A 12,883-nucleotide genomic window follows, 5' to 3' on the forward strand; every position below is an offset into this window, starting at 1 on the left:
GGTCTTTTCCTTAGCCCTTAGCGGGTTTGCGATCAGCAAACTGCCCCAGCAGCAGCGCGCCAATCACCACAACGACACCCAGGGCTTGCAGCGGGCTGGGCAAGACGCGATGTACCAGCGCATCCAGTACAAAGGCCACAATCGGCGTCAACAACATGAACGGTGCGATGGCCGACGGGCCCGCGCCCTGAATGCCGGTGAACCACAGCACGAACGGCACTGCGGTCAGCAGCACGGCCAAGATGACAAGGCCCAGCACGTTGGTCGCGCTCAGCGACGTGGGAACGTCGCCCATGATGACGGCCACGATGGCGAGTTCAACGCCGGCAATCAGCATTTGCCACGCCGTCAGGCTGACAACCGAGGACGGACGGCCCCATTTGTGCAGCAAAATTCCCCCCAGCGACAACGAAACAGCCGAGCCGAAAGCCGCCAGAATGCCGATCGCATCCAGACCCGCGCCGCCCCGCAAGACGACCATCGATACGCCGACAGCACCCGCCAACACAGCAATCAACTTAACGCGCGAAGGGGCGACCCCCAGCAGCGGCAGCGCCAGCAATACGGTAAACAGCGGTGTCAGCGCCTGAAACGTCGCCGCAACGCCGCCGGGTAGGCGCACAGCGGCTACAAACAGCAGCCCGAAGAACAACCCGTTGTTCAACGTGCCCAACACGGTCAACTTGCCCCACCAGGCGCGCGGCGGAACGTCACGCGCCAGGAACAGCAAAATGACCCCGCCCCCCAGCGCGCGCACAGCGGCAAGGAACATCGGGTTCGGCGGAAGCATGGTTGTCGTGAGGATGTAGGTGAAGCCCCACAAGATGGTTGCGGTCGCAGCAGCGGCCCGAGGTGAGAGTGGCATCTTATTGATCCATGATGAAGGCGGCGCAATGTGTACGATTGCGTCTACTATATGTACGAATTAGTATCATGACTGCCGCGGGTCAATGTTTTGGGGGCGCGAAGACTGTGCGCCAACGCGACGTAGTCTGTGCGCCGCCGCACAGCTTTGATGCTGGCGCGGGCGCCGCCTTTACACTAATTTTTCGCATAGTGACGATTTGTGTTGATTTTTGGTTCAAGTAAAACTATTGGCCCCTTCGCAGCCGCCAAACGGCTTGCGAGCGGGGCCAAGGTGCCTTCTGGCGCAGATAGAAAAAGCGCATAGAAAGCTATGCCATTTCTTCAATGAACAGCGCTTCTCACAACATCCATTTCCATTTTCTTCGTTAATAAATACGACGAATCTGTAATGAAAATTACGAACAATCGTATTAATACATTTTCACCTAGGGTTAATACAACCTAAAGTAGAAAATATCATGTTGATTACAATTTTAATAATCTAAAAATTGAGATCCGTTAACCAATTTCGGCTAAAACGGCATATTTTGGTTAACAAGTGGCATGCAAAATACGCAATGCAGCAATGCAAAAAGCGGCAACAGTTTCCTGTTGCCGCTTTTTATTTTCGTAAAACCTTAAGGTTCGAACCTTAAGCAGCGACCAACGGACGGTTGCGGCCAATGTGACGTACTACCAAGCGGCGCGCTTGGCGGCCGGTCAGCAGAACGCGGGCAGGGGTCGGCGCGTAGTCGCGGGCTTGCAGCTCGGGGAAGATCGCGAAGATTTCGGCGACAGCCTCGGTCGGCAGCGACTTCAGGGCCATCGGGCCAGTGAACAGAGACTCGGTTTCAGCGCCATTCGACACGACGATCTCGTGACGGTCGAACAGCATGTGGAAGTATTCCACACCGGACAGATCATCAACGATATCAATGCCTTCGATTTGCAGAAGTTGTTTGGCCGCGACCAAAACTTCGGTTGCGTCAAACATGTTACGCGCGATTTTCGAGGTCAGCAGGACGCGGTGCTGCGGCGACACGGTCAGGTCTTGCACGGGCATATTGTCACCCAGCGCACCAGCGCGAATGCGGATCGGGCGCAGGTTTGCACGCTCTTGCAGCTTGGCGGCGCTGACTTTGCTGGAGCCGATCCAACGCAGCGGTTGCGGGCCGTGATCCTTCGTCAGAACCAGATCGCCCTCACGCAGCGTTTCGATCGCGACGTCCCCTTTGGGCGTAGCGATCAGCGTGCCGCTGGTGAAGCACGCGATCATGTCTTCGTAGGGGATTCCAACGGCGGTATAAGAGCCGTCGGCGTTTTGCGTGCTGTCTTCTACCTTGGTGATCGTCAATTCGACGCCAACGGGGGGCACGCCGCCTTCAGCCGCAAACGAGAAGCCGATAACGTTGTTGTTACCACCGGTTGCGACAGCAACAGCAGTGTAAGTGTTTGTTCCGTCAGACAAAGTGATCAGATACTCGGCCTCGATCTTGGTCGTTGTACCCTCAATCGATTGGCCAACACCATCCTGACCCCAAATAGCACCTTGGCCTTCAATATCGTCGTCCGAGAACATCGGATCGTCGTCGTTGACCAGGACTTCTTTGAGTTCTGCGTTGGCGGCGATGGTGAACTTGCCGTTGAGCAAAGCGGCACCATCGCTGGAGTTCACGGGCCAGCTAGGGGAAATGGTAAGATCAGAAATCGCGTAGTAATGAACGGTATGGATCGCCACGGATTATCTCCACAAATACAATGTTAAGCCCCAAACAAAATGCCGGGGAACGCGTTAGTGTTAGAGATGAGGGAAGGTCGTTTGTGCCGGGTTGGGCATGTTCAGACGGCTATCAGCTCATCGATGCGGCCTTTGGGGCCAAAGCTTCTAAATCCCAGTTCCAGCGGCTTTGCAATACGTCATTAAAAAATTTTTAATGGATAATGTTTTCCGTTAATTCAAAAAATACCTAAGCAGATAGAAAATAATAAATTTCGGCGTCTTAAGATTAATGAAACGTAAACAATTCTACGTGTTTTTATCGCGCAGGCGCAGCAGTTCCCTCTCGATTCGCGCCAGCGCGTCGGGATCTCCCGCTTGGGCAGCCTTGATCGCAGAATCGATTCGTGACCAAGAGGGGTGATCATCCGCGATCAGACGGCCCTCCATATGCGCGACCATCACCGCATGCGCGTACACCGCGCGAAACTTCGCCTGACGAAAGGCCGCATAGCGCCACGTGCGCAGCCGCTGATGAATGGTTGTGCCTTGCATCGCACCGATATGGGGCGTGGCTACTGAAATACAACTCGCCTCAACTGGCCAGCGCGCGTCCCTAGGTGGCGGCTTCTTGCCGCCCCAAACCTGCCGAACCGGCAAGCTTTCGCCAAAACCAAAGAAACCCGCCCCGCCGCAAGTGATCTGCGGCGGAAGGGATTAACTTTCATCGATCAACTACAGAAGTGACCAAAGCATTTGAAGCGCATAGAAATCATAGACGGACTGCGGGGTTGGCTACTGATCAGCATGGTGCTGAGCCATCTCGTGTTCCCGCAGGGCTTTTGGCTTCTCAGCCTGCACTTCCGCTCGGTCATGTTTACCGAGAGCGCCCAAGCATTTGTTTTTGTGTCAGGGCTGGTCTTCGGACTGGTCGGCCAACGTCGTCTGTCGCAGCGCGGATACCCCTTCCTGCAAGGCATGGCCAAGCAACGCATTTGGCAGCTCTGGCGGTATTGTCTAGGCCTGCTTGCCGTCATCTTCCTGATGCGTCTGGCGCTGCCCGATGGGGGCGACATCTTCAAGAATTGGACCGGAACCGCCGAGCCGTGGGACCCGTGGCGTACTATCGCATTGCTGGGGTTGGTCTATCAGCCGACCTTTGCCGACATTCTTCCGATGTATATTTTGTTTATCGCAGCCTCGGTTCCCGCGTTGCGTTTGGTTGATCAGGGCCGCTGGAAAACCGTGATGGCTGCCTCGGCGCTGCTGTGGCTGTCGGTTCAGCTGAAGGTCTGGGTATATCCCGAGGTCGCGCTAGACTGGATCTTTGGCGCCTCGGACGGGCAGGGCCTGCGGATGGCATTTCACCCATTTGGCTGGCAACTGCTGTTCATGGGCGGGCTGGTCATCGGCGCACAGCTCAGCCGCGGGGCCTTGAACGTCGCCGCCATTCCGCCGCAACGCGCGGCTTTCTGGGCCGCGATCGCAACCGGCGTTCTGCTGCTGATGCTGCCGCTGCGTGTGCTGTCCGCAAACGTCCCCATGCCCGAGGCCTTCTATCACGTCTTCCGCGTGATCGAGAATCGCCGCGCGCTGGGGCCGCTGTTCGTGATTAGCTTCGCCGCCGTCGGCTACCTTGTGGCATGGCTGCTGGTCTATGGGCGCTATAGCCGCTTGCCGGTGGTCGGCCACGTTGGGCGCGGTCTGGCGCAGATGATGCAATGGCGCCCCGCCGTAATGATGGGGCAGCACTCGCTTCAAACCTACGTCTGGCACGTGCCGCTGGTGTATCTGGCGTTCTACTTCTCGCAACAGCTGGGGCCGCTGGGGCAGGTTGGCATGACTGTCACGGCTGTGGTCGTCTACGCCCTGCTGCCGCTGCCCGCGCTGTGGCGCAGCCACCAATTGGCACCAAACAGCCAAAAGAAATCTGCCTAGTAGCGAATCTTAAATCTAGGCTGTAGGCTGCTGCTATTCTTTCCCTTTTTCGGAGAAAAAACATGAAAAACCTCATCATCCTCGTCGCTCTGGCCGGTCTCGCCGCTTGCTCGACTATCGAGGGCGCTGGACGTGACCTGCAAAGCGCCGGCCAATCCGTCAGCCAAGAGGCGCGCCGCGCGCAAGCGGCCAACTAATCTTCGAAAAGCGCCCCGCGCAGTCCGTTGCGCGGGGCTGTTTGCGTTAGAACGTCGGCGGGGTGCACGCGCTGACAACCTCGCAAACGACGCTGCCTGCATTGCGAAACCTGTGCGGTAGCGTGCTGTCGAACGCATAAGCGTCGCCAGCGCCCAAAACCTTTTTGCGGCCATCGACGGTGACTTCCAATCGCCCGCTCAGCACCAAGCCGACTTCCTCGCCCGCATGGGTCAGGGGCACACGGCCGGTGTCGGCGCCGGGCTGGTAGACCTCTTTCAACATCTGCAGCGCGCGCCCCGCGCCGCCGTGGCCGACCTGCCGGAACGATATTTTCCCCTTTCCGATCTCGCGCAGCTCCTCGGCGGCAAAGAACACCTGCCGCTGGGCGTCGGGGTCGTAGGCAAAGAATTCGGCCAAGCCAATCGGCAGCCCGTCCAAGATTCGCTTCAGCGACCCGACCGAGGGGTTCGCGCGGCCCGATTCAATCAGCGATATCGTCGAATTGGGCACGCCCACGCGTTGCGCCAAAACGCGCTGCGACATCCCCCGCGCCACGCGCAGCGCGCGCAGTTTGCCGCCAATATCCAGCTGGTCCATGACCGCCCCCGCTGCCCGTTGTTGATGTTGTGCAGTATATGCAAACATTTTGCGGCACACATCCATAAATCAATACCTTACGCCCACCATAAAAAGGCTTGTGCAAAACCAGATGACGTGGCGAGATAAACCATCCCCACACCCCAGAGGTTCCGATGGACGGCAACAACGACATTTCCCACGTGGTCAAGGCTGACAAGGCCCATGTCTGGCACCACCTGACGCAGCACAAACCCTACGAGGTCAGCGACCCCCGCGTGATTGTCGAGGGGCAGGGTATCCACGTGTGGGACCAGCACGGCAAGCGCTTCCTTGATGCCGTCTCGGGCGCCGTCTGGACGGTGAACGTGGGCTACGGCCGCGCCGAAATCGGTGACGCAATCCGCGATGCCGTCATCAAGATGAACTACTTTGCTGGCTCGGCTGGTACGATCCCCGGCGCGCTGTTCGCCGAGCGTCTGATCGAAAAGATGCCCGGCATGAGCCGCGTCTACTATTGCAACTCGGGGTCCGAGGCGAACGAGAAAGCCTTCAAGCTGGTGCGCCAGATCGCGCACAAGAAATACGGCGGCAAGAAAACCAAGATCCTGTATCGTGATCGCGACTACCACGGCGGCACGCTGGCGACCATGTCGGCGGGCGGGCAAGACCAGCGCAATATGCAATACGGGCCGATGGCGCCCGATTTCATCCGCGTCCCGCACTGCCTGGAATACCGCGCCCAGTGGGATCTAACTGGTGCAGCCTATGGCAAGCGCGCGGCCGAGGCGATCGAGGAAGTCATTCTGCGCGAAGGCCCTGAAACTGTTGGCGCGTTGTGTCTGGAACCTGTCACCGCTGGCGGCGGCGTCATCACCCCGCCCGAGGGGTATTGGGAGGCCGTGCAGGCGATTTGCAAGAAATACGACATTCTGCTGCACATCGACGAAGTCGTCTGCGGCATTGGTCGCACCGGCACATGGTTCGGCTACCAGCACTACGGCATCAAGCCCGACTTCGTGACCATGGCCAAGGGCGTCGCATCGGGCTACGCCGCGATTGCTTGCTGCGTGACGACCGAAGAAATCTTCGAGATGTTCAAGGACGACCCGTCCGACATCCTGAACCACTTCCGCGATATTTCCACCTTCGGCGGCTGCACCGCTGGCCCCGCCGCCGCGCTGGTCAACATGGACATCATTGAACGCGAAGGCTTGCTGCAAAACACCGTTGACCGCGGCCACCAGATGATAGCGAACCTCACCGCGCTGATGGCCAAGCACTATGTCATCGGCGACGTGCGCGGCAAGGGCCTGTTCTGCGGCGCGGAACTGGTCAGCGACCGCACCAGCAAAACCCCCGTCTCCGAAAAAGACATCGGCGCTGTCGTCGCCGAATGCAGCAAAGAGGGTGTGATCATAGGCGCATCGAACCGCTCGATCCCGGGGTTCAACAACACCCTGTGCTTCGCGCCCGCGCTGATCGCCACCCCCGAGAATATCGACGAGATTACTAACGCCGTCGACATCGCCTTGGGCCGCGTTTTCGGCTGATACTGGGGGGCGGCCTAAACGGGCCGCCTTTCACCCATGGTGGCGCCGCAGGAAGCTTTCTATAAATTCCAGTAGCCGCCGCGCCGCCATGCTTTGGTGGCGCGAAACCGAATGGCTCAACTCCAGCAACGTCTCGATCCGGTCTTTCTGAATGAACGGGCGGGCGACCAGATAGCCTGCATCCAATTCACGCTGCACCGCCATTTCGGGCAAGATCAGCACCGCAACCCCGCGCATCGCCAGTTCTTTCTGCAACTCCAGCGATGATGTGGTGAAGCCCGCCTCGCTGGCGTCAAACCCGTGGGCGCGCAAGCGGGCGTCAAACGCGCGGCGCACGCCATAGCTGCGGTCGGGCAGGGCCAGCCGGTGGCGCACCAGATCATCGACCGTAATCGTCTTTTGCGCGGCAAGCGGGTGGTCGGCTGCCATGATCGGCTCGTGCCGGACGGGGATTTTGAACCGGTTGACGATGCGCGTGTCGACCGGCGCAAACATCGTCACCGCCATATCGGTCAGCCCGCCCGCTACCGCATCCAGCGCCCCCTGCGCGGAGGAGACAGACACTTCGATACTGATGCGCGGGTGTTTGTGCGAAAAATCATACAGCACTGGCGCAAGGATGGAACTGATCGCCGCCCCGTTCACATGGATCGACACATGCCCGCGCCGCAGCCCCTTCAGGTCATCCATCCGCTGCTGCATGGCCCGCAATTCGCGGGCAATCTCGCGCGATCCGGCCACCAAAACTTCGCCTGCAGCGGTCAGCCGCACACCGCGCGGCGTGCGATCCAACAGCGTTGCGCCAAACTCATGCTCGATCTTGTCAATTTGCCGCACCACGGCGGTGGGGGACATGCCCATAACCTCGGCCGTCTGCCGGATCGAGCCAGAACGGGCCAATTCGTTGAAAAGTTCAATCGCGTCGATGTCCAAAACCAGCCCCTGCTGCAGGCAGCACTTCAGTGCTACGTTTTTCGGTGCACAGTAGACACATTTTTTCAGATTTCAAATCACTCGCACATGCGGTCTAGTGGTGGCATCGTATGGCACGAACTGCCAACAGGGTCGTAATATAAAAACAAAGGAAAGATAATGACGCCGCACCTGCGCCATCTTGCCAAAGCCGTCTCGCTTGCTGCTTTGTGCGCCGCTGTCCCGTTCGCCGCCATGGCCGCGGGCGAGGTTACCTTCATCCAACCCGTTGAACCCACCGGCCTGGACCCGAGCGAGGATTCCCCCGTCGCCGCAGGTCAGGTCACGTGGCAAAACGTGTTCGAGGGGCTGGTCACCATCGACCGTAACGCCGAAATCCAGCCCCAACTGGCCGAAAGCTGGGATATTTCGGACGACGGCCTGACCTACACCTTCCATCTGCGCCCGAACGTGACCTACCACAATGGTGCCGCATTTGATGCCAATGTCGCCAAATTCAGCCTCGACAAACTGATCGGGCCGGATTCAACTAACGGGCAGAAGGCCCTTTATGCCGCGATTGCAAGCGTCGAAGTCGCCGACGACATGACGCTGGTCGTAACCCTGTCGCAGCCGAATTCGGACCTGCTCTACTGGATGGGTTTCCCCGCCGCCGTCATGGTCGAGCCGACCTCGGCCGCCACCAACGCCACCGCTCCCGTCGGCACAGGCCCGTTCAAGGTTGACGAATGGCGCAAGGGCGACCGCGTCATCATGTCGGCCTATGACGGCTATTGGGGCGGCCGCCCCGAGCTGGATACTGTCACTGCGCGTTTCATCGCCGACCCACAGGCACAGGTCGCCGCGCTGAAATCGGGGCAGGCGCAAGTGATCGCCGAACTCGGCGCGCCCGAGCTGTTTGAACAGTTCACATCCGACGCAAAATTCACCGCCCATGCCGGCGCGGGCGAGATGGAAGTCGTCGCGGGCATGAACAACACCCGCCCGCCGTTTGACGACCCCCGCGTGCGCCAAGCGCTGATGATGTCGATTGAACGCAGTGCGCTGGTCGATGTGGTGACCTCGGGCTACGGCACGCCGATCGGCTCGCACTTCTCGCCCGCCAGCCCGTTTTACGAAGACCTGACTGGCACCTACAGCTACGACCCCGAAGCGGCCAAAGCGCTGCTGGCCGACGCAGGCTATGCCGACGGGTTTACCTTCACGTTCTCGGTGCCGAACCGAACTTACGCGCAACGCTCGGCCGAGATCATGCAGGCGTTCTTCCAACAAATCGGCGTGACGGCAAACATCGAAATTACCGATTTCCCCGCCGCTTGGGTCACGCAGGTGATGACAGGCCGCGATTACGACATGACCATCATCGGCCATGCCGAGCCGCTGGACATCAACATCTACGCGCGCCACCCGTACTACTTCAATTACGAAAACCCCGATTTCGACGCGACCATCGCTGCCATTGCCGCTGCGACCACACCCGAGGCCCGCGCCGAAGGATATAAGACCGCGCAAGAAATCATTGCCACCGACGTGCCTGCGCTGTTCCTCTACTCCAACCCCAAACTGGGCGTTTGGGATGCGGGCCTGCAAGGCGTGTGGGAAAACGGCCCCGTGCCGTCGAACGACATGACCGACGTTCGCTGGGCGAACTGACCACCCATTCGGGGCAGGCCGCGCGCTTGCCCCGCACTTCACCGCACGTCGGGGCGCTGCCCCGCTTGGCATGACTGAAAGTTACCACGCTATGCCACGTCTTCTTCGAATCCTGAAACAGGCGGCCGGACTGGCCCTTGTCTTGGGGATCTCGTCCTTCGTCATCTTTGCTCTGATCGAAGCCGCCCCCGGCGACGCCGCCACGATCATGCTGGGCACAAACGCCGCGCCCGATACGCTGGCCGCCTTGCGCGCCGAACTCGGCCTCGACCGGTCGTTTCTTGTCCGCTACGTCGAATGGCTGCTGGGGCTGCTGCGCGGCGATTTGGGCATGTCCTACATCTATAAGACCCCCGTGGCCGACCTGATTGGCGAACGGCTGATGGTCACGCTGCCGCTTGCGGTGTTGGCGACCGCGCTGTCGCTGGCCATCGCGCTGCCGCTGGGTGTTTGGGCGGCAAACCGCCCCAGCGGGCCTGTCGATACGGTGGCCTCGCTATTCTCGCAGGTGGGTATCGCGGTGCCGAACTTCTGGATCGGCCTGCTCCTCATCCTCGGGGTTGCCCTCGGCCTAGGGCTGTTTTCGACCGGCGGCTTTCCGGGCTGGTCGGCGGGCATCGGCCCCGCGTTCAGCGCGCTGATCCTGCCTGCGGTGGCGCTAGCCATCCCGCAATCCGCCGTACTGACCCGCGTGACCCGCGCCTCGGTGATCGAGGTGATCAACGAAGATTTCGTCCGCACCGCCCGCGCCAAGGGCCTCAGCCGCACGCGGGCGCTGTGGCGCCACGCGGTGCCAAACGCCATGCTGCCGGTGGTGACGATGCTGGGGCTGCAAATCCCGTTCCTGATTTCGGGCGCGGTGCTGGTTGAAAACGTCTTCACGCTGCCGGGTCTTGGCACCTTGGCCTACCAATCCCTGTCGCAACGCGACCTGATCGTGGTGCAGAACGTCATCTTGCTGTTCGCCCTGATCGTTCTGGTCGCAAACGCAGTCGTCGACGCGCTTTACGCGGTGATCGATCCCCGCCTGAAGGGCCGGACATGAAGAAGCTACCTCTTTCGCTTTATATCGGCGGTGCCATCACCGCCGTGCTGGTGGGCGCCGCAATCGTCAGCCAGTTCTGGACACCTGCCGACCCCACTGCCATGAATATCGCCCAGCGTATGAAAGGGCCGGGCGTGGCGGGCCTGCTGGGCACCGACCAGATCGGCCGCGACGTTCTGTCGATCATCATGGCCGGCGCTTGGACATCGCTAGGCATCGCCTTTACCGCCACGGTGCTGGGCAGTGCGGTCGGCACGCTTATCGGCATCACTGCCGCTGCTTTGGGGGGCGCGTTCGACCGCGCCGTGATGGCCGTAAACGGCGTACTATTTGCCTTTCCGCCCATCCTGTCCGCCATTTTGCTGGGCGCGCTGCTGGGCGGCGGGCCAACGACGGCCATTATCGCCATCGGCCTGTTTATGGTGCCGGTCTTCGCCCGCATCACACGGGGCGCTGCGCTACAAATCTGGTCGCGCGACTTCGTGCAAGCGGCGCGGATGGCCGGCAAAGGCCCCGCGCTGATCACGCTGCAGCATATCGTGCCGAACATCTCGGCGCAGATCATCGTTCAGCTTGCCATCCAAACCGGCCTTGGCATCCTGTCGGAAGCCGGCCTCAGCTTTCTGGGCATGAGCGTCGCGCCCCCCACACCCAGCTGGGGACGTATGCTGATGGAATCGCAAACGTATATCTCGTCCGCGCCGCATCTGGTGCTAGCCCCAGGGCTGGCTATTGCCATCGCCGTGCTGGGCCTGAATCTGCTGGGCGACGGCCTGCGCGACCTGATTGACCCGCGAAAGGGGCAAGCATCATGATGCTCTCGGTTCAAGACCTGCGCGTGTCCTTCGCGCGCGCCCACGGCCCCGCAGTCGAGGTTGTCCACGGCATCAGCTTCGATCTGGAAAAAGGCGAAACGCTAGGGATCGTCGGCGAAAGCGGCTCGGGCAAATCGGTGCTGTCGCTGGCCACCATGGGGCTGCTGCCACGCACGGCCAAAGTCTCGGGCAAGATTTTGCTGGACGGCCAAGACATCCTGCCGCTGCCCGAGCGTGACATGTGCGCGCTGCGCGGGCGCAAAATCGGCATGATTTTTCAAGAGCCGATGACAGCCCTAAACCCCGCCATGCGCGTGGGCGCGCAAATCGCCGAAGGGCTGATCCTGAACAAAGGCCTGTCCAAATCCGCCGCGCGGGCCGAGTCCCTGCGCCTGCTGGAAATGGTGAAAATCCCCCGCGCGCCCGAACGTATCGACAGCTTTCCGCATGAAATGTCGGGCGGGCAGCGTCAGCGCGTCGGCATCGCCATCGCCTTGGCCTTGCAGCCCGAACTGCTGATTGCGGATGAACCCACCACTGCGCTGGATGTGACAGTTCAGGCTGAAATCCTTGATATTCTGGATGATTTGGTGACCGATCTTGGCATTTCCCTCATCCTCATCTCGCACGACTTGGGCGTGATCGGCCGCATCGCCGACCGCACGCTGGTCATGTATCGTGGCGATCCGGTCGAGCAGGGCGAGACCGAGCAGATCCTGCGCCGCCCGACCCAAGACTACACGCGCAAGCTGATTTCCGCGATGCCGCGCCGTGTCCGCAACTCGCTGGGGGTGCAACATGCCTGAGATCCTCTCTATCCAAAACCTGTCGCGCCATTTCGTGCTGGGTCAATCCACAGTCAAGGCGGTGGACAACGTGTCGCTCTCGCTCGACAGCGGGCGCATATTGGGGGTGGTCGGCGAAAGCGGCTCGGGCAAATCGACGCTGGCGAAAATCGTCATGGCGCTGGATCGGCCGACATCGGGCCGCATCTCCGTCGCGGGGCAGAGCCTGTTCGACCTGTCGCCCGCTGCCTTGCGCGCGGCGCGACGCAACTTCCAGATGGTTTTCCAGGACCCTTATAGCTCGCTCGACCCGCGCCATGATGTGGGCAAAATCATCGCCGAGCCGCTGCATTTGGACCCCAAAGCCCCCAAAGGGGCCGAGCGGCGCGAGATGGTCGCCCAACTGCTGGAAGATGTCGGCCTGTCTGGCAAAGACATGACGCGGTTTCCGCATGAATTCTCGGGTGGTCAGCGCCAGCGCATCGCCATCGCGCGCGCGCTGATCACCAAACCCCGCCTGCTGGTCGCGGACGAGGCGACATCCGCCCTCGATCTGACGGTGCAAAAGCAGATCTTGGACCTGATCCTGAAGCTGCGTGACGAACACGGCATCGGCGTCATGTTCATCACCCACAACATCGGCGTCGTCGACGAAATCTGCGACGAAGTCGCCGTCATGCAGCACGGCAGGCTGGTCGAAACCGGCCCCGCACGCGCCGTGCTGGATCACCCGGTCGAAGCCTACACCCAGCGCCTGCTTGCTGCCGAGCCGACGCTGGAAGTTATTGGTCGAAAATCACGCCGCGTGGCGTAAAGGTCTTTTG

13 protein-coding genes are annotated in these 12,883 nt (G+C 60.5%); 8 read left to right on the forward strand and 5 right to left on the reverse strand.

What is annotated here, in order from left to right; all coding sequences use genetic code 11:
- Nucleotides 1-10: 10 nt before the first annotated feature.
- From BVG79_RS05640 to BVG79_RS05650, 3 genes are all read right to left on the reverse strand, one after another.
- Nucleotides 11-865: a DMT family transporter gene (locus BVG79_RS05640; protein WP_085786026.1), complete on the reverse strand. Its 855-nt coding sequence runs from the start codon at nucleotides 863-865 to the stop codon at nucleotides 11-13.
- 633 nt (nucleotides 866-1,498) lie between these two features.
- Nucleotides 1,499-2,584, reverse strand: coding sequence for a Hint domain-containing protein (locus BVG79_RS05645; protein ID WP_236951432.1), 1,086 nt, complete (start codon nucleotides 2,582-2,584; stop codon nucleotides 1,499-1,501).
- A gap of 288 nt (nucleotides 2,585-2,872) precedes the next feature.
- A complete protein-coding gene (locus BVG79_RS05650; RefSeq protein WP_085786027.1) occupies nucleotides 2,873-3,118 on the reverse strand; it encodes a hypothetical protein in 246 nt (81 codons plus the stop codon).
- 201 nt (nucleotides 3,119-3,319) lie between these two features.
- On the opposite strand from BVG79_RS05650, the gene opgC reads away from it, so the two are divergent.
- Together opgC and BVG79_RS05660 are read left to right on the forward strand one after the other, a co-directional pair.
- Nucleotides 3,320-4,501, forward strand: coding sequence for an OpgC domain-containing protein (opgC, locus tag BVG79_RS05655; RefSeq protein ID WP_085786028.1), 1,182 nt, complete (start codon nucleotides 3,320-3,322; stop codon nucleotides 4,499-4,501).
- A gap of 62 nt (nucleotides 4,502-4,563) precedes the next feature.
- Nucleotides 4,564-4,698, forward strand: coding sequence for an entericidin A/B family lipoprotein (locus tag BVG79_RS05660; protein ID WP_085786029.1), 135 nt, complete (start codon nucleotides 4,564-4,566; stop codon nucleotides 4,696-4,698).
- 46 nt (nucleotides 4,699-4,744) lie between these two features.
- Here the strand turns inward: BVG79_RS05660 and BVG79_RS05665 are convergent, their stop codons facing one another.
- On the reverse strand, nucleotides 4,745-5,296 hold the full coding sequence (locus BVG79_RS05665; RefSeq protein WP_085787272.1) for a cupin domain-containing protein: 552 nt from the start codon (nucleotides 5,294-5,296) through the stop codon (nucleotides 4,745-4,747).
- 155 nt (nucleotides 5,297-5,451) lie between these two features.
- Here BVG79_RS05665 and BVG79_RS05670 point away from each other — a divergent pair, with 155 nt between their 5' ends.
- Nucleotides 5,452-6,828 (forward strand): aminotransferase family protein, encoded by a 1,377-nt coding sequence (locus BVG79_RS05670; protein WP_085786030.1) that lies wholly within the window; start codon nucleotides 5,452-5,454, stop codon nucleotides 6,826-6,828.
- Nucleotides 6,829-6,858: 30 nt separating this feature from the next.
- Here BVG79_RS05670 and BVG79_RS05675 read toward each other — a convergent pair whose 3' ends face one another.
- Nucleotides 6,859-7,761, reverse strand: coding sequence for a LysR family transcriptional regulator (locus tag BVG79_RS05675; protein ID WP_085786031.1), 903 nt, complete (start codon nucleotides 7,759-7,761; stop codon nucleotides 6,859-6,861).
- 159 nt (nucleotides 7,762-7,920) lie between these two features.
- On the opposite strand from BVG79_RS05675, the gene BVG79_RS05680 reads away from it, so the two are divergent.
- From BVG79_RS05680 to BVG79_RS05700, 5 genes are all read left to right on the forward strand, one after another.
- Nucleotides 7,921-9,414 carry an ABC transporter substrate-binding protein gene (locus tag BVG79_RS05680; protein ID WP_085786032.1) on the forward strand — a complete coding sequence of 498 codons (1,494 nt, stop codon included), beginning with the start codon at nucleotides 7,921-7,923 and terminating at the stop codon, nucleotides 9,412-9,414.
- Nucleotides 9,415-9,505: 91 nt separating this feature from the next.
- A complete protein-coding gene (locus BVG79_RS05685) occupies nucleotides 9,506-10,459 on the forward strand; it encodes an ABC transporter permease (protein WP_085786033.1) in 954 nt (317 codons plus the stop codon).
- Nucleotides 10,456-11,274, forward strand: coding sequence for an ABC transporter permease (locus BVG79_RS05690; RefSeq protein WP_085786034.1), 819 nt, complete (start codon nucleotides 10,456-10,458; stop codon nucleotides 11,272-11,274). Before BVG79_RS05685 ends, BVG79_RS05690 begins: the two co-directional genes overlap by 4 nt.
- The gene (locus BVG79_RS05695) at nucleotides 11,271-12,080 is read left to right on the forward strand and encodes an ATP-binding cassette domain-containing protein (protein ID WP_085786035.1); all 810 of its coding nucleotides are present in this window, start codon (nucleotides 11,271-11,273) and stop codon (nucleotides 12,078-12,080) included. Before BVG79_RS05690 ends, BVG79_RS05695 begins: the two co-directional genes overlap by 4 nt.
- Complete coding sequence (locus tag BVG79_RS05700) at nucleotides 12,073-12,873, forward strand: ATP-binding cassette domain-containing protein (RefSeq protein WP_085786036.1); 801 nt, start codon at nucleotides 12,073-12,075, stop codon at nucleotides 12,871-12,873. Before BVG79_RS05695 ends, BVG79_RS05700 begins: the two co-directional genes overlap by 8 nt.
- Nucleotides 12,874-12,883: the final 10 nt, after the last annotated feature.

The sequence above is a fragment of the Ketogulonicigenium robustum genome (genome assembly GCF_002117445.1).
Lineage (GTDB): Bacteria > Pseudomonadota > Alphaproteobacteria > Rhodobacterales > Rhodobacteraceae > Ketogulonicigenium > Ketogulonicigenium robustum.